This window comes from Kytococcus sp. HMSC28H12 (genome assembly GCF_001816045.1).
Classification (GTDB): Bacteria; Actinomycetota; Actinomycetes; order Actinomycetales; family Dermatophilaceae; genus Kytococcus; species Kytococcus schroeteri.
Genome location: NZ_KV824338.1, coordinates 1 through 1,035, shown reverse-complemented (window position 1 = coordinate 1,035; position 1,035 = coordinate 1). Strand labels below are relative to the sequence as shown.

The 1,035-nt window shown below is 69.3% G+C and carries 1 protein-coding gene; it reads left to right on the top strand.

The window, feature by feature from the left end; all coding sequences use genetic code 11:
* Positions 1–148 precede the first annotated feature (148 nt).
* On the top strand, positions 149–1,035 hold an 887-nt coding region (locus HMPREF3099_RS03170), incomplete at its 3' end, for a S8 family peptidase (RefSeq protein ID WP_168168425.1).

Below are 1,035 nucleotides of genomic sequence, written 5' to 3'. Positions count from 1 at the left end.
CCCAAGAGCCCCTCACAGCAGACCACGGTTGACCCAAGGAATGGTCAAAGGGGTTGGTACGCAAAGTGAGTTGACCCACGATCGATCTCACCGGCGGACCAACCGCCACGACGGCGGGACTCCGCCATCGACGTCAAGGAGGAAACTCATGACCACCGTTCGTACCGTCTTCGGCCTCACTGCTGCTGCCACCCTCGCGCTGGGCACCACCGCCACGGCCGCGCCGACCGCCTTCGACGTGAACGCCGGCTCCGAGCAGGGCGCGACCGTGATGAGCGCCTCGCAGGCCGCCGACTACATCGTCATGCTGGAGCTCCCGCAGCAGGCCATGGGCGCCCAGGGCATGAAGTCCGCCGACGCCAAGGCTGCCGTCGCCTCCACCACCGAGGCCACCGCCGCCAAGTACGCCGCGAAGGGCGCCGACGTCAAGAACGAACTCAAGTCCCTGGGTGGCTTCACCGCCAACCTGACCCCGGAGCAGGTCGCCGAGCTCGAGGCCGACCCGGCCGTGGCCTCGGTGACCAAGAGCCGCACCGTCCACGCCACCGAGGCGCAGACGGACGCCACCTGGGGCCTGGACCGCGTGGACCAGGAGGCCCCCGAGCTGGACCAGACCTACAACTACGAGGGCACCGGCGAGGGCGTGAACTCCTACGTCATCGACACCGGCGTGCGCGCCACCCACTCCGACTTCGAGGGCCGCGTCGGCGAGGGCTTCTCCGCCATCGACGACGGCATGGGCACCGACGACTGCAACGGTCACGGCACCCACGTCGCCGGCACCATGGGCGGCAAGGAGTTCGGCGTCGCCAAGGGCACCAACCTCATCCCGGTGCGCGTGCTGAGCTGCGAGGGCTCCGGCTCCACCGACGGCATCATCACCGCCATGGACTGGGTCATCGAGAACAAGGGCGACACCCCGTCGGTCGCCAACATGTCCCTGGGTGGTGGCGCCGACCAGGTGCTCGACGAGGCCATCGGCCGCATGACCGAGGCCGGCATCGTGACCGCCGTGGCCGCCGGCAACGACACCGA